The sequence below is a fragment of the Faecalibacterium sp. i25-0019-C1 genome (genome assembly GCF_042854225.1).
In the GTDB taxonomy this organism is placed as follows: domain Bacteria; phylum Bacillota; class Clostridia; order Oscillospirales; family Ruminococcaceae; genus Faecalibacterium; species Faecalibacterium taiwanense.
The window spans coordinates 1794154-1812700 of sequence record NZ_AP031428.1 but is presented as its reverse complement, the minus strand read 5'-3'; the positions used below and the strand labels follow the sequence as shown (position 1 = coordinate 1812700).

15 protein-coding genes are annotated in these 18547 nt (G+C 55.0%); 14 read left to right on the top strand and 1 reads right to left on the bottom strand.

Features of this window, described 5'->3' with window-relative positions:
- Window positions 1-13: 13 nt before the first annotated feature.
- The 13 genes from ACGHUK_RS08915 to ACGHUK_RS08855 all read left to right on the top strand — a co-directional run bounded on the left by ACGHUK_RS08915 (window position 14) and on the right by ACGHUK_RS08855 (window position 16060).
- Window positions 14-244, top strand: coding sequence for a DUF6718 family protein (locus tag ACGHUK_RS08915; protein ID WP_207675968.1), 231 nt, complete (start codon window positions 14-16; stop codon window positions 242-244).
- A 371-nt stretch (window positions 245-615) separates the two neighbouring features.
- On the top strand, window positions 616-960 hold the full coding sequence (locus tag ACGHUK_RS08910) for a hypothetical protein (RefSeq protein WP_390574064.1): 345 nt from the start codon (window positions 616-618) through the stop codon (window positions 958-960).
- 208 nt (window positions 961-1168) lie between these two features.
- Window positions 1169-2158 (top strand): hypothetical protein, encoded by a 990-nt coding sequence (locus ACGHUK_RS08905; RefSeq protein WP_294647593.1) that lies wholly within the window; start codon window positions 1169-1171, stop codon window positions 2156-2158.
- A gap of 913 nt (window positions 2159-3071) precedes the next feature.
- Entirely contained in the window at window positions 3072-4280 is a 1209-nt protein-coding gene (locus ACGHUK_RS08900) for a phosphoglycerate kinase (RefSeq protein WP_005945608.1), read from the top strand.
- Window positions 4281-4387: 107 nt separating this feature from the next.
- The gene (tpiA, locus tag ACGHUK_RS08895) at window positions 4388-5158 is read left to right on the top strand and encodes a triose-phosphate isomerase (protein WP_390574063.1); all 771 of its coding nucleotides are present in this window, start codon (window positions 4388-4390) and stop codon (window positions 5156-5158) included.
- Between the two features lie 97 nt (window positions 5159-5255).
- Window positions 5256-6782 (top strand): 2,3-bisphosphoglycerate-independent phosphoglycerate mutase, encoded by a 1527-nt coding sequence (gene gpmI / locus ACGHUK_RS08890; protein WP_005945614.1) that lies wholly within the window; start codon window positions 5256-5258, stop codon window positions 6780-6782.
- A gap of 230 nt (window positions 6783-7012) precedes the next feature.
- A complete protein-coding gene (locus ACGHUK_RS08885) occupies window positions 7013-9439 on the top strand; it encodes an NYN domain-containing protein (RefSeq protein ID WP_390574061.1) in 2427 nt (808 codons plus the stop codon).
- 422 nt (window positions 9440-9861) lie between these two features.
- Window positions 9862-11736 carry a beta-glucoside-specific PTS transporter subunit IIABC gene (locus tag ACGHUK_RS08880; RefSeq protein ID WP_390574059.1) on the top strand — a complete coding sequence of 625 codons (1875 nt, stop codon included), beginning with the start codon at window positions 9862-9864 and terminating at the stop codon, window positions 11734-11736.
- Complete coding sequence (locus ACGHUK_RS08875; RefSeq protein WP_005945633.1) at window positions 11733-13187, top strand: glycoside hydrolase family 1 protein; 1455 nt, start codon at window positions 11733-11735, stop codon at window positions 13185-13187. The genes ACGHUK_RS08880 and ACGHUK_RS08875 overlap by 4 nt, the downstream gene beginning before the upstream one ends.
- Window positions 13188-13226: 39 nt before the next feature.
- Window positions 13227-14063, top strand: coding sequence for a PRD domain-containing protein (locus ACGHUK_RS08870; RefSeq protein WP_005945634.1), 837 nt, complete (start codon window positions 13227-13229; stop codon window positions 14061-14063).
- 82 nt (window positions 14064-14145) lie between these two features.
- Window positions 14146-15078, top strand: a complete 933-nt coding sequence (locus tag ACGHUK_RS08865; protein ID WP_154260362.1) for an AEC family transporter — start codon at window positions 14146-14148, stop codon at window positions 15076-15078.
- Between the two features lie 52 nt (window positions 15079-15130).
- A complete protein-coding gene (locus ACGHUK_RS08860) occupies window positions 15131-15544 on the top strand; it encodes an SseB family protein (protein ID WP_097775308.1) in 414 nt (137 codons plus the stop codon).
- Between the two features lie 39 nt (window positions 15545-15583).
- Complete coding sequence (locus ACGHUK_RS08855; protein WP_044954198.1) at window positions 15584-16060, top strand: pyridoxamine 5'-phosphate oxidase family protein; 477 nt, start codon at window positions 15584-15586, stop codon at window positions 16058-16060.
- A gap of 195 nt (window positions 16061-16255) precedes the next feature.
- On the opposite strand, the gene ACGHUK_RS08850 is transcribed toward ACGHUK_RS08855, so the two are convergent.
- Window positions 16256-17167: a LysR family transcriptional regulator gene (locus ACGHUK_RS08850; RefSeq protein ID WP_371287662.1), complete on the bottom strand. Its 912-nt coding sequence runs from the start codon at window positions 17165-17167 to the stop codon at window positions 16256-16258.
- A gap of 152 nt (window positions 17168-17319) precedes the next feature.
- On the opposite strand from ACGHUK_RS08850, the gene ACGHUK_RS08845 reads away from it, so the two are divergent.
- Window positions 17320-18543 carry an argininosuccinate synthase gene (locus tag ACGHUK_RS08845; protein WP_097775311.1) on the top strand — a complete coding sequence of 408 codons (1224 nt, stop codon included), beginning with the start codon at window positions 17320-17322 and terminating at the stop codon, window positions 18541-18543.
- Window positions 18544-18547: the final 4 nt, after the last annotated feature.

Here is an 18547-nt window from a genome sequence, read left to right as displayed (position 1 = left end):
GAGGTGCTGAATAATGTGCTATTTAGTAGCAAAAGATCGTAATGCACATGGTTGTTTTGCTCTAAAAACGACGCATGGGAAGCATCTGGTGGAATTAAAAAGAGAATTGAACAAAGAGGTTGGATATAAGGGAGTACAGCTTGTAACAATCAGCAGGCCAACAGCGTATGGTGAGTATGCGCCTTACCACTTTGTGGATACAGAACAGGAATTTCAGACTCTTGTGAAGGGCCTTCGTCCATAAAAATGCTGTACGTGGAAGCAGTGTATTTCAGTTCAGGCGATTGGTGTGTGCTGGAATAATACCATCTGTAGTCAGGTTAAGCCCCCGAATTATGAATAAGAAGATAAGCCCTACAAGGCTCAAATTGGTGTAAGAACCGATTGAAAGCCTTGTAGGGCTTTTTTTTTTACAAAAATTTTTGTTCCTTACTTGACAACCGCATAGGGTCAACCAAGAAAACCTACGATAACTAAAGGGTTTTGACGGCTTGAGTTGTCCTTCAAATGTTTTATTTGTTGAAAAACTGCAAGAAGCGGAAAATCCTTGGGGTTATATGTAGGAGGCTTTTGGAAGCTCTGTTTTGACCCACAAAAAGGAGCAGCAAATAAAGATTGAAGGAGAGTTCAAGCCTACGGTGGATTGCCTTTGTGCGACCCGCCGTGGGTTTGTTTGCTTTTGTCCATAAGAAAATAGATATTTGTGTTTTGCAGAGGAAAGATCGGAAGTCTATTGCGATTACTCCGTGCACCGCTGAACATCCCATGTCATTTAAGGTTCCAGACAGGCTGTTGACCGATGGGCAGTGCCGGATGATGATTAACGGAATACAGTTCATTCAGGCGCTACTGGAGGCAAATGGACTAGCCGCAGGAAAGGATCATCAGTTTAAAGGAAGATATGAAGCTGAGAAAAACGCAGTTATCATTTCACTTGAAAACGATGAACGGGAATGTTAGTCAAGGCGGGAAGGATCTTGAATATAGGTGTTGCTCTATTGAAATATTATGCTGAATTGAATTTAAACCAGAGTGGGCAATATGGACAAATCTATGCTGAAAAGTTTACATCTGTCAGCTTGATATGCAAAGTGTTTTATGGTAAGATGAAAGCACAATAGGGGAAGTATACTCTCCTCTTGAATCTGCTGTAAGGAAGTGAATGCCGATGGAAAATCAGCTTGCTCATGCGATAACGCAGACGGAATATGATTCGAGTTATGATAAGGCTGCCAAGAAGCTGCTTGCCAACAAACAGATTCTGGCACAGATTATGAAGAACTGTGTGAATGAGTACAGTGCCTGTTCCGTAGACGAAATTGCAGAGAAGTATATCGAAGGAACGCCGGAAGTGGGCACGGTTGGCGTTCATGTTGATGATACAAACAGACCCCAAAAAACTTCTGACGTAATTGTCGGAAGCAATAATGAGGATTCTACGTTGACGGAAGGAACCGTCAATTATGATGTCCGGTTCGATGCAATTGCACCGGCGTTAGAAGGTTCTACTGCACGGAAAGATGTGATACGTCTTATTATCAATGTGGAAGCGCAGACGGCTTTTAATCCGGGATACCCGTTGACAAAGCGAGCAATCTATTATTGCAGCAGGATGATCTCCGCACAGCATGGTCCGATATTCACGAACTCGGAGTATGGGAAAATCCGAAAAGTGTACTCTATCTGGGTTTGTACACACCCAACCAAGGAGTTCCAAAACACTCTGATTCGTTATTCTATCCGACCAGAGCAGTTGATTGGAAACGCTGTTGAAAAATCGGAAAACTACGATTTAATGAGTGTTGTAACGATTTGTCTGGGAGAACCGGGTACGGAAAACTATACAGGTATTGTGAAATTTATGGATGTGTTGCTCTCTTCTTCCAGAGCAGCTACTGAGAAAAAGAAAATTCTTGAAGAAGAATTTGGCGTTGCAATGAACGAAGAACTGGAAAGGGAGGTGCTTGTTATGTGCAACCTTAGTCAGGGCGTAAAGGCCGAAGGCAGAGAAGAAGGCATCAACATTGGTGAGATGCGGATGCTGGTTAAACAGGTAAGAAAAGGCCGTGTGACGATTGAAGAAGCAGCGGAAGATGCTGGAATGACAGTAGAGGAATTTAAGAAAGTGATGGAAAATACCCCGCTGCAGGCGGTCTAAGATAAAAAGCATATAGAGTAAACTGTAAAGCCCTACAAGGCTCAGATCGGTTCGATACTGACTGAAAACCTTGTAGGGCTTATTTTTTTTTTGCTTTTTTCAAATTTATTTGTGAAAAATGTTGTCCAAGACTTGACATCGGCCGGCATTGATTGGCAGCGCGAGAAATGGCAATCAGGACTTGGTTCTAAGTTTATCCACCAAGGCGAAAAAAATGCTGCGAAATATGCGGACGAGGTCATTGTTCTGAGCAAAGGAGTGCAGGACTATCTTCACAGGTGCCGGATATATGGTGGATTCCAATAAGGAACATCTGGCCTATGAAAAAACGAATCAAGAAGAACGAAAAGAGCAGCCAACATAGAAGTCAGAATTTTCTTTTTTCCCCTTTAGCAGAGATGGCTTCTGAGGCCAAAATGTGACCCAGTAGGTCACATTTTAAGGAACAAGTGACCTGCTGGGTCACAGAAAAATTATCTGATATCCATGAATATGTGGGGGGGTTGACTCCGGATTTTCTGGATGTATTGGAGGAAGGCTTCAAAGAATTCTTTGAAAAAGAAGTGTCGAATAATCCTCTGAAAGCAGAATATTTTCAGGAAGTATAAGGCGAGCAGCTATGCTGGTGTGGAAGCAATTTTTGAGCGGGATCAGCGGAACCAGAAGTTCATATGGGGAATGTATGACCGCATTTGCGGAATGTTCTGCCGGAAAACACGGTAAGGCTGCGGCTTTCGGTCAAAATACACACATTTCCGTGCATCAGCGGCAAATGTTTGTTAAACTATTATCTATCTTGTGACCTTGCAATGTGCACGGTTTTTGTTTATAATAGTAGAGTAACGGGGCAAGATCCCCCGAATGCGAGCGAAACTCTAGTTCAGAAATTAAAACTTGAGAGGAGTTTATTACCATGGGTTTAGGTAAGAAGACGATCGACGATCAGAACTACTGCGGCAAGAAGGTGCTTGTCCGTTGCGATTTCAACGTCCCGATGAAGGACGGCGTGATCACCAACGAGAACCGCATCAACGCAGCTCTGCCCACCATCCAGAAGCTGGTCAACGATGGCGCAAAGGTCATCCTATGCAGCCATCTGGGCAAGCCCAAGAACGGCCCTGAGGCAAAGTTCAGCCTGGCACCCGTTGCTGTGGCTCTGAGCGCAAAGCTGGGCAAGACCGTTGTGTTTGCTGACGACGACAACGTTGTGGGCGAGAACGCAAAGGCTGCTGTTGCTGCCATGAACAACGGCGATGTCGTTCTGCTGCAGAACACCCGTTTCCGCAAGGAAGAGACCAAGAACATGCCTGAGTTCAGCGAAGAGCTGGCTTCTCTGGCTGATGCATATGTTGACGATGCATTCGGCAGCTGCCACCGTGCACACTGCTCCACTGCAGGCGTCACCGACTTCATCAAGGATACCGCTGTCGGCTACCTGATGGAGAAGGAGATCAAGTATCTGGGCAACGCTGTGAACGATCCCGTTCGTCCCTTCACCGCTATTCTGGGCGGCGCAAAGGTCGCAGACAAGCTGAATGTTATCTCCAACCTGCTGGAGAAGGTCGATACCCTGATCATCGGCGGCGGCATGGCTTACACCTTCGTCAAGGCTCAGGGCTACGAGGTCGGCAAGAGCCTGTGCGACGATTCCAAGCTGGATTACTGCAAGGAGATGATGGCCAAGGCTCAGGAGAAGGGCGTGAAGCTGCTGCTGCCCGTTGATGCTGTCTGCATCAAGGACTTCCCCGATCCCATCGACGCTCCTGTTGAGACCACGGTTGTTCCTGTCACCGCGATCCCGGCTGACATGGAAGGCTGCGACATCGGCCCCGAGACCATGAAGCTGTTTGCCGATGCTGTCAAGGCATCCAAGACCGTTGTGTGGAACGGCCCCATGGGCGTGTTCGAGAACCCCACTCTGGCAGCTGGCACTCTGGCAGTTGCCAAGGCTATGGCTGAGAGCGATGCTACCACCGTGATCGGCGGCGGCGACAGCGCAGCAGCTGTGCAGCAGATGGGTCTGGGCGACAAGATGACCCACATCTCCACCGGCGGCGGCGCTTCTCTGGAGTATCTGGAGGGCAAGGAGCTGCCCGGCATCGCAGTTATTCAGAACGCATAATCTGATCCCGGCATCATAATGGGTGCGGCGGCTTTAGCGCCGCCGCATCTTTTTGTTTGTGCAGAGCTTTCTGCACGATAGAAGGTAAATAAAGGAGATAGAGTATCATGGATAAGGCAAAGCGTAAGGCTATCATTGCAGGCAACTGGAAGATGAACAAGACTGCCTCCGAGGCTGCTGTTCTGGTGGATGAGCTGGTCCCCGCCGTGCAGGACGCAGGCTGCGAGGTGGTTATCTGCACCCCGTATACCGATCTGGTCACCGCTGTGGAAAAGACCAAGGGCACCAACATCCATGTGGGTGCTGAGAATGTTCACTTCGAGAAGTCCGGCGCTTTCACCGGCGAGATCAGCGCTGACATGCTGGTAGATCTGGGCGTGGAGTACGTCATTGTGGGCCACTCTGAGCGCCGCCAGTACTTCGCCGAGACCGACCAGACCGTGAACAAGCGCGCTCGGGCTGCTCTGAACGCCGGTCTGAAGGTCATCATCTGCGTGGGCGAGAGCCTGCAGCAGCGCGAAGAGGGCGTGACCGAAGAGCTGGTGCGTATGCAGACCAAGATCGCTCTGCGTGATGTGACCGCTGAGCAGATGGCAAATGTCGTGATCGCTTACGAGCCCATCTGGGCCATCGGCACCGGCAAGACCGCTACCGCCGATCAGGCTGAGGAAGTCTGCGGCCAGATCCGCAAGGTCATCGGCGAGGTGTACGGTGAGGCTGTGGCTGAGGCTACCACTGTCCAGTACGGCGGCAGCATGAACGCCAAGAACTGCGAAGAGCTGCTGAGCAAGAAGGACGTGGACGGCGGCCTGATCGGCGGCGCATCCCTGAAGGCTCCTGACTTTGCAGTCATCGTCAACGCAGCCACCAAGGGCTGATCGACGGTTTAAATCAGCTGTTTCAGCGCCCGGCTGCGCCGCATTTCCAGCGCTGTGCCGGGCGCTGATTTGTTAAATTCAAAGGAGATTCAATTTTATGGCAAAGAAACCTGTTCTTCTGTGCATCATGGATGGCTTCGGCTGGGTGCCGGGCGAGACCTACGGCAACGCCGTGGTGGCCGCCAAGACCCCCCATCTGGATGCTCTGATGGAAAAGTACCCCATGACCACCATCGAGGCTTCCGGCATGGCAGTCGGCCTGCCCGACGGCCAGATGGGCAACTCCGAGGTTGGCCACACCAACATGGGCGCTGGCCGCATCGTGTACCAGCAGCTGACCCTGATCACCAAGTCCATCAAGGACGGTGAGATGCTCAAGAACCCAGTTCTGGTCAAGAACATGAAGGCTGCCATCGATGCCGGCAAGGCCATCCATCTGATGGGTCTGGTGGGCACCGGCGGTGTGCACAGCCACGCAGACCACTGGTTCGGCGTGTTGGAAATGGCAAAACATCTGGGTGCAAAGAACGTTTACCTGCACTGCATCACCGATGGCCGTGATACCGACCCGCACTCTGGCAAGGGCTTCCTGGCCGACCTGCAGGCCAAGCTGGACGAGTTGGGCATCGGCAAGATCGCCAGTGTCTCCGGCCGTTACTACGCCATGGATCGCGATAACAACTGGGATCGTGAAGAGAAGGCATACGCTGCCTTTGTCTACGGCGAGGGCAATCATGCCGCCAACGCTGCCGAGGCCATCGAGGCATCCTATGCAGCAGACAAGACCGATGAGTTCGTTCTGCCCTGCGTCACCTGTGAGGGCGGCCGCGTGCAGGATGGCGACACCGTCATCTTCATGAACTTCCGCCCCGACCGTGCCCGCCAGATGACCCGTATCTTCTGCGACGATGCTTTCACCGGCTTTGAGCGCCGCGGCGGCCGCAAGCAGGTGAACTATGTCTGCATGGCCGAATATGATGCCACCATGCCCAACTGCGAGGTCGCCTATCCGCCTGTGGAGCTGAAGAACGTTCTGGGCCAGTACCTGTCCGAGAATGGCAAGACTCAGCTGCGCATTGCCGAGACCGAGAAGTACGCTCATGTCACCTTCTTCTTCAACGGCGGCGTGGAGGCTCCCTACGAGGGCGAGGACCGCTGCGTGATCCCCAGCCCGAAGGTCGCCACCTATGACCTGAAGCCCGAGATGAGCGCCCCCGAGGTTGCTGCCGAGTGCGTCAAGCGCATCGAGAGCGGCAAGTACGATGTGGTGATCCTGAACTTCGCAAACTGCGATATGGTGGGCCACACCGGCGTGTTCGATGCTGCGGTCAAGGCCGTTGAGGCTGTGGATACCGCTGTGGATCAGGTGGTGTCCGCTGTGCTGAAGGCCGGCGGTTGCGCCTTCATCACCGCCGACCACGGCAACGCCGAGAAGATGATGAACCCGGACGGCACCCCCTTCACCGCACACACCACCAACGTGGTGCCCTTTGTGGCTGTTGGCTGCGGCGATGTGAAGCTGCGCGAGGGCGGCTGCCTGGCAGATATCGCTCCCACCATGCTGCCGTATATCGGTCTGCCCGTGCCTGCTGAAATGACCGGCAAGAGCATCATTGTGGAGTAATTGACCGTTAAAATGGCCGACGCGTTCGCTTTGGCTATGAATAGCGGAATTGTTATTCTTATATTTACAGCTCTGGAAAATCTGCGGATTTTCCAGAGCTGTTTTTTCACGCGAAAAGCCGATAAGATAAATTGCGTTTTTGGGCTTCGACCCCATTCTAAATCAAAAACTTTTCTTTTTTCCCCATCCGTGCTACAATAAAAATGAATTTTTGATTGTAGGAGAAGCGGATGGAAACAACGCATAAACAAATCGTTCTGGGCATCCTTGCCCATGTGGACTCCGGCAAGACCACCCTTTCGGAAGCCATGCTCTACCGCTCCGGCGCGATCCGCAAGCTGGGCCGTGTGGATCACAAGGATGCCTTTCTGGATACCGACACGCTTGAAAAAGCGCGCGGCATCACCATCTTTTCCAAGCAGGCCCTGTTGACGGCGGGCAATACGGATATCACATTGCTGGACACCCCCGGACATGTGGATTTTTCCACCGAGACAGAGCGCACCCTGCAGGTGCTGGACTATGCTGTGCTGGTGGTAAGCGGCACCGACGGTGTGCAGAGCCACACCGAGACGCTCTGGCGGCTGCTGCGGCGCTACCATGTGCCCACCTTTGTGTTCGTGAACAAGATGGATCTGCCCGGCAAGAGCAGGGAAGAGCTGCTCGCCCAGCTGAACCACCGTCTGGGCGAGGGCTTTGTGGCCTTTGATGTGCCGCAGGCCGACCGGGACGAAGCACTGGCCCTGTGTGACGAAAACCTGATGGATCGGATGCTGGATGCCGGGCAGTTGACCGATGCGGACCTCATCCCGGCCGTTGCACGCCGGCATGTGTTCCCGTGCTGGTTCGGTTCGGCGCTGCGGCGTACCGAAAACAATGTACTGGAAAGCGTGGATGCTCTGCTGGACGGCATCGACCGCTATACCCGTCCGGCTCCCGCGCTGGATGCCTTTGGTGCCAAGGTGTTTAAGGTGTCGCAGGATGAGCAGGGCACGCGCCTGACATGGCTGCGCGTGACTGGCGGCGAACTGAAGGTAAAGGCCCAGCTCTCCGGCGAAGCAGATGGTGAGCCGTGGGAGGAAAAGGCAAACCAGCTGCGGCTGTACTCCGGCGTAAAGTATACGCTGGCGGAAGCCATCGGCCCGGGGCAGGTGTGCGCCGTCACCGGCCTGACCAAAGCGCGCCCGGGCGAGGGCCTTGGCGCGGAACGCGACAGCGATGTGCCGGTTCTGGAACCGGTGCTGAGCTATCAGGTGCTGCTGCCGCAGGGGGCTGATGTGCACGCGGCACTGGGCAAGCTGCACCGGCTGGAAGAAGAGGAGCCGCAGCTCCATGTGGTATGGAACGAGACTTTGGGCGAGATCCATGTGCAGCTCATGGGTGAGGTGCAGCTGGAAGTGCTGCGCAGTTTGCTGGCAGAGCGCTTTGGCCTGAACGTGGAGTTCGGCCCCGGCGGCATTCTGTACAAGGAGACCATCACGGAGCCTATGGAGGGCGTGGGCCACTACGAGCCGCTGCGCCATTATGCGGAGGTGCATGTCAAGCTGGAACCCCTGCCCCGCGGCAGCGGGATGCAGTTTGCCGCCGACTGCCGGGAAGAAGTGCTGGACAAGAACTGGCAGCGCCTTGTGCTGACCCATCTGGAAGAAAAGCAGCACCTTGGCGTGCTGACCGGTGCGCCGCTGACGGACGTGAAGATCACCCTCATTGCGGGCCGCGCCCATCTTAAACATACGGAGGGCGGAGATTTCCGGCAGGCCACCTATCGCGCGGTGCGGCAGGGCCTGATGCTGGCCAAAAGCCAGCTGCTGGAGCCATGGTATGCCTTTCGGCTGGAAGTGCCGGTGGAGAACCTTGGCCGTGCCATGACCGATATCCAGCGCATGGAGGGCAGCTTTGACCCGCCAGAAAGCGGGGAAGAGGCTGCTGTGCTCACCGGTTTTGCACCGGTGGCCACCATGCGCAGCTACCCCATGGAGGTGGTGGGCTATACCCGGGGCCGGGGACACCTGACCCTGACGCTGGACGGCTACCGGCCTTGCCACAATGCGGTGGAGATCATTGAAGCTGTGGGCTACGAGCCGGAGCACGACCTTGACAACCCGGCAGATTCGGTGTTCTGTGCCCATGGCACGGGCTTTGTGGTGCCTTGGGATCAGGTGCGCAGCCACATGCATGTGGACAGCGGCTGGGGAAAAAGCAAAAGCCCGGAGCAGGAGACGCAGGCCGTGCCCCAGCGCCGGACAGCGGCTTACCGCGCAACACTGGAAGAGGATGCCGAGCTGCTCAAAATCTTCGAGCGCACCTATGGCCCCATCAAACGGGACCCGCTGGCGGCATTCCGCCCGGTGCAAAAGCGGGAACGCCCGGATTTTGATGCCCAACAGTGGGAAATTCTGCCCGAATATCTGCTGGTGGACGGCTACAATATTATCTTTGCGTGGGATGAGCTGAACGCCCTTGCAAAGGACAGTCTGGAAGCGGCCCGCCACAAGCTGATGGATATTCTGTGCAACTATCAGGGCTACCAGAAGTGCAATCTTATTCTTGTATTCGATGCCTATCGTGTGCCGGGCAGCCCCGGCAGCATTGAGCAGTACCATAACATCCATGTGGTCTACACCAAGGAAGCCGAAACCGCCGATATGTTCATGTAAAAAGTAATAAACAGATCGTTACACTTATTATAACAAGCGGCGGCGCGGTGCGCAAGATGTGCGGCCGGCATCAGTGCAGGCGGTGAAAGGAGTATACGAGCACACACCGACAGCTATGTGAAAAAACAAATGAATGTGCGAACTTCATAATTTTTTAAGATTTATTTTGTGAAAAAGTCATATTGAAAAACGAAAAGATGATTGATATACTAATACCACAATATCCAGTTGGACATGTTACTGGTAATGCAGGCAGGATCTGATGGAATGACGAATACCTTTTCTTTTGGGTGAATTGTAGCCAGATACTATGATTCCGGGAGAAATTGTACACGGGGTCATTCTGTTGGGTCTTTTTTCTTTTGTCCGCTTCGGCCGGGCGGCAGGGAAATGCCACCACACACAAGATAAAGGAGAACAAAATGAAGAACTACAAGCAGACTGCCTCCGACGTGCTGCGTCTGGTTGGCGGCGAGAAGAACGTTGTGCAGGTCGAGCACTGCTCCACCCGCCTGCGCTTCACTCTGGCAGACACCTCCAAGGCGGATGCTGCAGCCCTGAAAAAGACTGCCGGTGTTATGGGTGTTATTTCCAGCGGCCCGCAGTGTCAGGTGGTCATCGGCAACGATGTCATCGAAGTGTACGATGAGCTGCTCAAGCTGGGCACCTTCAACGCAGGTCAGGCTGCAGCTCCCGCTGCCCCCAAGGGCAAAAAAGAGATCGGCGGCATTATTCTGGACTACATGGTCGGCATCTTCCAGCCGCTGGTCCCCGCCATTGCAGGTGCAGGCGTTCTGAAGGCTCTGATGGTGCTGCTGAGCACTCTGGGCCTGATGAGCAGCGGAGATATCGCCTATAAGGTGTTCGTCGGCGTGGCAGATGCAGCTCTGTACTACCTGCCCGTCATGGTCGCCTTCACCACTGCAACCAAGTTCAACTGCAACAAGCTGGTGTCTGTGGCTCTGGCTGCTGCCATGATCCACCCCAGCGTTTCCGCTCTGCTGGCTACCGAGGGTGGTGCTTACTTCCTCGGCATCAAGCTGCAGAACATCGCTTACGGCGGCCAGGTATTCCCGGCCATCCTGACCGTCATTTTCATGTCCTTTATTGAAAAGTGGGCCAACAAATGGTGCCCCAAGGCCATCCGCGTGTTCTTTGTGCCCATGCTGTGCTTTGGCATCGGCTTCCCTGTGGCACTGGTCGTCCTCGGACCTCTGGGCTACAACATCGGTGCCCTGCTGACCACTGTGATCCTGGCTCTGTACAACACGCTGGGCTGGCTGGCCGTTGCTCTGCTGGCTGCCGTGCTGCCCTTTATGATCTCCATGGGCATGCACAAGGCTCTGGTCCCCTACGCAGTTGCTTCTATTTCTGACCCCGGCTTTGAAATGCTGTACATGCCTGCTTCTCTGGCACACAACATTTCCGAGGGCGGTGCCTGCCTGGGCGTTGCACTGAAGACCAAGGACGAGAACCTGCGCGCTACCGCAATTTCCGCTGGCATCTCCGGCCTGTTCGGCATCACCGAGCCTGCTCTGTACGGTGTTACCCTGCAGCACAAGAAGGTCATGATGTCCGTTGTGGCCTCCAGCTTCATCGGCGGTCTGTTCGTTGGCCTGATGAAGGTCAAGGCATTCGTTGCCATGGGCCCCGGTCTGGCTGGCATGGCCATGTTCGTTGACCCGGATAACGGCAAGAACATCCTGTGGGCTGCAGTTGGTCTGGTGATCTCCGTTGTTGTTTCCTTCGCACTGTCCTTCTTCCTGTATAAGGACGAGACCCCCGCAGAGGATGAGACCGCTGCACCCGCTCCCGAGACTGCTGCAGACGCAGCAGCTGCGGATTCCACCATCAGCAGCCCCCTGCAGGGCAAGGCCATTGCTCTGGAAGAGGTCAAGGATGAAGTTTTCTCCCAGAAGATCCTGGGCGACGGCATTGCCGTGGTGCCCGAGAAGGGTGAGCTGTACGCTCCCGCTGACGGCGTGATCGAGTCCGTGTTCGGCACCAAGCACGCCATCTCCATGAAGACCAATGCCGGTGCTGAACTGCTCATGCACATCGGCATGGACACCGTCAAGCGCGATGGCAAGGGCTTTGACCCGCAGGTCAAGGACGGCGAGACTGTCAAGAAGGGCCAGCTGCTGATGAAGTTTGACCTTGACGGAATCAAAGCAGACGGTTATGATGTAACTACCCCCATCGTCGTGACCAACGCCGATGAGTTCACCATCAAGACTGTGGCCGAGGGCGCTGTGGTGCCCGGTGCCGCACTGCTGAAACTGGAGGCAAATAAATGAGTTTCCCCAAAGGCTTTTTCTGGGGCGGCGCTGTTGCCGCGAACCAGGTAGAGGGCGCATGGAACGTGGATGGCAAAGGCCCCAGCGTGGCCGATGTTGCCACCTACAAGCCCAACACCGACGTGAAGGATTACAAGTCCCATGTTGCCATGGACGACGCACACATTGCTGCCGCCATGGCCGACCCGGATGATACCTATTATCCCAAGCGCCGCGGCATCGACTTCTACCATCATTACAAAGAAGACCTGAAGCTGTTTGCCGAGATGGGCTTTACCATGCTGCGCGTTTCCATTGCATGGACCCGCATCTTCCCCACCGGCGAGGAAGCAGAGCCGAACGAAAAGGGCCTGCAGTTCTACAGCGACCTGTTCGCTGAGATGCACAAGAACGGCATCGAGCCGCTGGTCACGCTGAGCCACTACGAAATGCCGCTGGCACTGGCCACCAAGTACAATGGCTGGGTGGATCGCCGCGTAATCGACTGCTTTGCAAAGTTCTGCCATGCGTGCTTTGAGCGCTACAAGGATCAGGTCAAGTACTGGCTCACCTTCAACGAGGTGGACAGCGTGATCCGTCACCCGTTCACCACCGCCGGCATCATCCCCAGCCGCGTGCCCGAGGATAAGATGCTGGAGACCTGCTATCAGGCCCTGCACCACCAGCTGGTGGCCAGCGCTATGGTAGTAAAGGACTGCCACGAGATCATCCCCGGCAGCAAGGTGGGCTGCATGCTGACCAAGCTCACCACCTATGCCCGCACCTGCGCACCCGATGATGAACTGGCTACTCAGGCAAAGAATCTGGAAAATCTGTTCTATGCCGATGTGCATGTCTGGGGCGAGTACCCCCGCCTGATCCTCAAGATGTTCGAGCGCAAGGGCATCCATGTGGAAATGCTGCCCGAGGATGCCGCCACCCTGAAGGCAGGCTGTGTGGACTTTGTTTCCTGCAGCTACTATATGACCATGACCGAGTCTGTGGACCCGAACGCAGAGCGTACCCCCGGCAACACCGTGCTGGGTGTCAAGAACCCGTATCTGCCCTCCACCGACTGGGGCTGGCAGATCGACCCCAAGGGCCTGCGCTACAGCCTGATCGAGCTGTACGACCGTTACCGCAAGCCGCTGATGGTGGTGGAGAACGGCATGGGTGCCAAGGACGTGGTGGAGGCCGACGGCTCCATCCACGACCCCTACCGTGTAGAGTACTTCCGCCAGCACATCAGCGAAATGGGCAAGGCCATCGATGAGGGTGTTGAGATGTGGGGCTACACCACATGGGCACCCATCGACCTGATCTCTGCATCCACCAACCAGATGTCCAAACGCTATGGCTTTATCTATGTGGATCAGGATGATATGGGCAACGGTACTCTGGCCCGCAGCCGTAAGGACAGCTTCTACTGGTACAAGAAGGTCATTGCTTCCAACGGCGAAGATCTGGACTAAGCGGCAGTCTTAAGGTTTCAACGGAAGGAGGAGGGACCGATGCACATTCAGAAGGTGCTGAACAGCAGTGTTGTGCTGGTGCAGGATGACAGCGGCGAGGAATCCATCCTGCTGGGCAAGGGCATCGGCTATGGCCGCAAGGCGGGCGAGCCCATTGAACGGCAGCCCTCAGACCGCGTGTTCCTTCCATTGTCCAACCCGGACGCACAGCCTATGCTGGAGCTGTTTTCCAGCATTCCGGCATCCTATCTGGAACTGACGCAGGACATTGTGGACGACGCAGAGCAGTCGCTGGGAGTCAAACTTTCGGCGCACATCTATCTGCTGCTGACCGATCACCTGCATTTTGCAGTGGAGCGCCAGCAAAAGGGTCTTGTGGTGACCAACCGCATCTTCTGGGAAATCAAGCATTTTTATCCCAAGGAGTACGCGGTGGGCCAGCGCGGCCTGCAGAAGGTAAAGGCAAAGCTTGGCATTGAGCTGCCGGACGAAGAGGCAGGCAACATTGCCTTCCATATCGTCAACGCCCGGCAGGACCCGCAGGCCGGCTACGATGCCATGCGGGCAGCGCAGCTGATCGGTGAGCTGTCCAACATTGTCACCTACAGTATGCACTGCCCGGTGAGCACCGAGAGCATCCACTATGCGCGGTTCGTGAGCCACCTGCAGTATTTTGCCGAACGGTTCTTCTCCGGCAAACTGATGGACAGCGAAGACGACTTTTTGTTCCAGCAGATGCAGCAGAATTATCCGGCAGCGGTGACCTGCGCGGAAAAAATACGCACCTTTGTGCTGCGCAAGTACGGCGTGTTTTTGCCCAACGAGGAAACCGCCTATCTGGCGCTGCATGTGGCGCGGCTGACGAGCGGCAAATAAAATCAGAAAAAGGGGAGAGCTGCCTTGCGGAAGGCGGCTCTCCCTTTGGGTTTTGAAAAAGGGAAGGGGAAAGGAAAAAACAATGGAGATAAGTCTGTTATTGATGCAGCAGATCGCACAGCTGTTCCTCATTCTGATCATGGGCTATGCTGTGGTCAAGGTAGGGCTGCTGAAGGCCAGCGACAGCCGGGTGCTCTCAGTGGTCATGGTGTATCTGGTCACGCCCTGCGTGATCATCAACGCATTCCAGATCGACGATACGCCGGAGATCCGCAAGGGCCTTTTGTACTCCATGGCGATTGCTGCGGCTATCCATGTAGTGCTGCTGGTGCTCAGCGCCCTGTTGAGCCGCCCGCTCAAGCTGGATGCCGTGGAACAGGTGAATGTGATCTACAGCAACGCCGCTGCACTGGTGATCCCGTTGGTCAAGGCTCTGATGGGCGATGCGTATGTCATTTACTCCTGCGCATTCATCATTGTGCAGCTGGTGCTGCTGTGGACCCACGCCAGTTCCCTTTTGCAGGGCAGCAGTGCGCTGGACTGGAAAAAGGTGCTCACCAATATCAACATGATCGCCATTGCAGCCGGTGCACTGCTGTACTGGTTCCGTGTGGTGCTGCCTGCACCGCTGCAGAATACCATGAGCACAGTGGGCAACATGATGGGACCGATGGGCATGCTGCTGGCCGGTATGGCCATTGCAGAAAAGCCGCTGTGGGAGGTGTTCTGCACCCGCCGCAACTATCTGCCCACAGTGCTGCGTCTGGTGGTATGCCCGCTGGTGGTTCTGGTGCTGCTGTGGGTCTGCCATGCATCCAGCTGGGTGGCCGACGGCAAGAACATCCTGATGACGGTCTACCTTGCCGCCATCACCCCTGCCTGTGCTACTGTTACCTCCATGGCTCAGCTCTATGACCGCGATGCGGCGCATTCCAGCGCGCTGTATGTGCTGACCACTCTGCTTTCCATTGTGTCTATGCCGGTAATGATCGGCCTGTTCGATCTGCTGCTGTGATGAGCTGCGCTTATTCCCTCTGCCAAAATACAATAGAAAGGAACCAACCTCAATGAATCAACCCAGAGACAAGGGCCTGAACGGCAACGAAAAGATCGAGCAGGCGGTAGCCGCCCTGCAGCAGGAGCCCACACAGGAACAGCTGGCCCACACCCTTACCGTGATCCGGCGGCGCATAAAGGAGCATGGCCAGCTTGTCGTGGCGGTGGAGCCCAATTTGGGCAGTGAACAGATGCAGCTGCGGGCCATCCGGACGGCCGACGGCGCAAGCTGGTGGTATGCATTCACCAGCTTTGACGAGGAAATGAAGGGGGCCGAGCCGGTGCAGTCCACCTTTCTTGTGGATATGGAAAAGCTGTTTGATGCAGCGCTTGCCGTGCCGGAGATCAGCGGCATCATCCTGAACCCGTGGAACCGCACCATCCAGCTGGATAAGACCCTCATCCGCATTATCAAGGGTGCATGAGTGCGCACCGCAAACCTGCGATACATGGAGGAAACAAAAATGTTCAGACCCATGAGAAGAGCCAGCCGCGCCATCCCGGAAGAAGCTGCAAAGCACCTGCTGCAGCAGTCCCGGCGGGGCGTGCTGGCAGTGAACGGCGACAACGGCTATCCCTTTGCGATCCCGGTAAATTATTACTACGATCAGGAGCACGACAAAATCTACTTCCACGGTGCAAAGTCCGGCCAGAAGGTGGACGCGCTGAAACAGAATGATAAGGTATGCTTTACCGTTTACGGCAACGAACACTTTGAGCCGGGCGACTGGGCACCTTATGTGCAGAGCACCGTGGTGTTTGGCCGCTGCCATCTGATCGACGATGCCGCTGCTACCGAGGCCCGCGTGCGGGAGCTTGGCATGAAGTATTACCCCGGCAAGGAAGAGGTGGAAAAGGAAATTGCGCTGGACATCAAGGCTGTGCAGCTTTACGAGATCACCATTGAACACCTCACCGGCAAACAGATCCAGGAAAAGTAAAAATAAAACAGGGGACTGTTGCAAAATAAAAATGCGATAGCAACTTGCACAAAGAAATAGCACAAAATCAAAAACCCGGAGCCTTTTTTAAGCCGTTTTGGCTGTGAAAAGGTTCCGGGTTTTGTGCATTGTTTTTTCAGAGAGCTATTTTGCAACAGTCCCGTATAGATCAGTTTGCAGGGAAAGGCCCGGCGGTTATCTGTGTTCCGGGCGTTTGGGGGCCGCCTTGGTCAGCATCTGCTGGAACTTGCGGGCTGCCGTGTTCAGCGGGCGGTGATGGTCGTACACAAGGCAGATGGAGCGCTGAGGGATGATCTCCTGCAGATGCAGCTGCACGATCTCACCGCGGGCCAGTGCATCCTGTGCCATGGACTGGGGCAGGAACGCAATGCCCAGCTCACTTTTGACAAGGGTCAGCATCTGGTCGGTGGTGGCAGCCTCGGTATCCGGCTTCAGCACCGCACCGTGATCCAGAAAGAACTGCCGGTAAAAGGCGCGGGTCATGCTTTCGTCGCTCAGGGAGATCAGCGGATAATTGTTCAGCTCCTTCAGCGAAAGGTTCTGGCTGGCAAGGGCAGTAAAGGTCCTGCCGCCCACAAGCACCTCATAAAAGGGCTTCAGCTCCACCATTTTCAGGCCACTTTCCACCTCGGCAGGGGTGGTGATGACGGCAAAATCCACCTCGCCGTTTTTCACGGCCTGCAAAGCCTGCGGCGTGGAGTGGTTGGAGATGCGCAGGCGGATGCCGGGGTAGTCCGTGTGGAAGGCACGCAGCTTTTCTGCAAGGTAGATGTTCAGCGCAGTTTCGGTAGCGCTGATGCTGATCGCACCGTGTTCCAGCGTGGCGCTGGCGCTCAGCTCTTCTTCTGCATCCTGGATCTGCACCGCCGCAGATGCAATGCGGGAGTAAAGCAGTTCACCCTCCGGGGTAAGGGTAACGCCGCGGTTGGAGCGGATGAACAGTACGCAATTCAGCTGGCTTTCCAGCCGGTTCATCGAGTGGGTGATGTTGGGCTGGTTGTTGCCCAGCACCCGCGCGGCTTTGGTGAAATTCTGATATTTCGCGACATAATAAAAGATTTTGTAATATTCCCAGTCCACATACATGGCGGCATGCCCTCTTTCATGTCAATTTCGTATCGTGATCATGTGCAGGATACTTTTTACACATTCTCTGCTTGCTAGTATAATAACACCGCAATCAAAAATTGCAAGAGGGAATTCAAAAGTATAAAGTGGTTTGAACGGAGGCGGTTCTTATGTCTGAGATCAAAAAGGTCGTGCTGGCCTATTCCGGCGGTCTGGATACTTCCATTATCATCCCATGGCTGAAAGAGCATTACAACAACTGCGAGGTCATTGCAGTGTGCGGCAATGTGGGCCAGAAGGGCGAGCTGGAAGGTCTGGAAGAGCGCGCCAAGGCAAGCGGTGCTTCCAAGCTGTACGTAGAAGATCTGACCGATGAATTTGTGGAGGATTACGTCATCCCCACCATGCAGGCCGGGGCCGATTACGAGGGCTATCTGCTGGGCACCAGCTTTGCACGACCCATTCTGGCAAAGCGTGTGGTGGAGATCGCCCGTGCCGAGGGTGCAGATGCCGTGTGCCACGGCAGCACCGGCAAGGGCAACGATCAGGTGCGCTTTGAACTGGCCATCATGCACTTTGCACCGGACCTGAAGATCATCACTCCGTGGCGTGAGTGGGATATCCAGAGCCGTGACGAAGAGATCGACTATGCCGAGGCACATCACATCCCGCTGAAGATCAACCGCGAGACCAACTACTCCAAGGATAAGAACCTGTGGCACCTGAGCCATGAGGGCCTTGACCTTGAGGACCCGGGCAACGAGCCGCAGTACGATAAGCCGGGCTTTTTGGAGCTGGGTGTCAGCCCCAAGACCGCACCGGACAAGTCCGAGTTCGTGGAGCTGGCATTTGAAAAGGGCGTGCCGGTGAGCCTGAACGGCGAAAAGATGAAGCCCGCCGTCCTCATTGCCAAGCTGAATGAGATCGGCGGCCGCAATGGCATCGGCCTGTACGATGTGGTGGAGAACCGTCTGGTGGGCATGAAGAGCCGCGGTGTGTACGAGACGCCCGGCGGTACCATCCTCTATAAGGCTCATGAGGTGCTGGAAACTCTGACTCTGGATAAGCTCACTGCCCACAAAAAGCGCGAGCTGGCCATCACATTTGGTGAGCTGGTCTATGACGGCCAGTGGTTCAGCCCCCTGCGCAAAGCTCTGAGCGCCTTCGTCACCTCCACGCAGGAAAACGTTACCGGTAAGGTGCGTCTGGAGTTGTACAAGGGTAACATGATCAATGCCGGTGTCTGGTCTCCGTATTCCCTCTACCGTGAGGACATTGCAACTTTTGCCGCCGGCGGCGACTACAAGCAGAGTGATGCTACCGGTTTTATCAGCATCTATGGTCTGCCCACCAAGGTACAGGCTATTGTAAATAACGAAAAAGAAGGTAAATAAGAAG

What these genes read in the sequence shown, in the direction of transcription:
- ACGHUK_RS08870 (WP_005945634.1), top strand. Translation starts at nt 13,227, where the DNA reads ATGCACATTCAGAAGGTGCTGAACAGCAGTGTTGTGCTGGTGCAGGAT.
- ACGHUK_RS08865 (WP_154260362.1), top strand. Translation starts at nt 14,146, where the DNA reads ATGGAGATAAGTCTGTTATTGATGCAGCAGATCGCACAGCTGTTCCTC.
- gpmI (WP_005945614.1), top strand. Translation starts at nt 5,256, where the DNA reads ATGGCAAAGAAACCTGTTCTTCTGTGCATCATGGATGGCTTCGGCTGG.
- ACGHUK_RS08855 (WP_044954198.1), top strand. Translation starts at nt 15,584, where the DNA reads ATGTTCAGACCCATGAGAAGAGCCAGCCGCGCCATCCCGGAAGAAGCT.
- ACGHUK_RS08860 (WP_097775308.1), top strand. Translation starts at nt 15,131, where the DNA reads ATGAATCAACCCAGAGACAAGGGCCTGAACGGCAACGAAAAGATCGAG.
- ACGHUK_RS08880 (WP_390574059.1), top strand. Translation starts at nt 9,862, where the DNA reads ATGAAGAACTACAAGCAGACTGCCTCCGACGTGCTGCGTCTGGTTGGC.
- ACGHUK_RS08875 (WP_005945633.1), top strand. Translation starts at nt 11,733, where the DNA reads ATGAGTTTCCCCAAAGGCTTTTTCTGGGGCGGCGCTGTTGCCGCGAAC.
- tpiA (WP_390574063.1), top strand. Translation starts at nt 4,388, where the DNA reads ATGGATAAGGCAAAGCGTAAGGCTATCATTGCAGGCAACTGGAAGATG.
- ACGHUK_RS08850 (WP_371287662.1), bottom strand. Translation starts at nt 17,167, where the DNA reads ATGTATGTGGACTGGGAATATTACAAAATCTTTTATTATGTCGCGAAA.
- ACGHUK_RS08885 (WP_390574061.1), top strand. Translation starts at nt 7,013, where the DNA reads ATGGAAACAACGCATAAACAAATCGTTCTGGGCATCCTTGCCCATGTG.
- ACGHUK_RS08905 (WP_294647593.1), top strand. Translation starts at nt 1,169, where the DNA reads ATGGAAAATCAGCTTGCTCATGCGATAACGCAGACGGAATATGATTCG.
- ACGHUK_RS08845 (WP_097775311.1), top strand. Translation starts at nt 17,320, where the DNA reads ATGTCTGAGATCAAAAAGGTCGTGCTGGCCTATTCCGGCGGTCTGGAT.
- ACGHUK_RS08915 (WP_207675968.1), top strand. Translation starts at nt 14, where the DNA reads ATGTGCTATTTAGTAGCAAAAGATCGTAATGCACATGGTTGTTTTGCT.
- ACGHUK_RS08900 (WP_005945608.1), top strand. Translation starts at nt 3,072, where the DNA reads ATGGGTTTAGGTAAGAAGACGATCGACGATCAGAACTACTGCGGCAAG.